Below are 230 nucleotides of genomic sequence, written 5' to 3'. Positions count from 1 at the left end.
TACGACCCGCTCGGCCGCCTGAGCGCCCGCCACGCCGCCTACCAGGGTGGCAAGCAATGGCAGACCGAAACCTTTGCCTACGATGGCAACGGCAACCTGCTGCTGGCCACCAACCCGACCTGCAAACTGCAGTGGTTTTACGATGCGGCGGGAAATAACACCCGCGAACATCAGCACCTGCACCTCTACAAACCCTGCCACGTTGCCATCTGGCAGCACGAGTACGACGC

1 pseudogene is annotated in these 230 nt (G+C 62.2%); it reads left to right on the top strand.

The annotated features are described in order from the left end of the window. Positions 1–230, top strand: a pseudogene (locus GHO41_RS29690) (RHS repeat protein); the annotation flags it as partial.

It is taken from the genome of Pseudomonas sp. FSL R10-0399 (genome assembly GCF_009600165.1).
Taxonomy (GTDB): Bacteria; Pseudomonadota; Gammaproteobacteria; order Pseudomonadales; family Pseudomonadaceae; genus Aquipseudomonas; species Aquipseudomonas helleri.
This window is presented reverse-complemented; position numbering and strand designations above follow the sequence as displayed.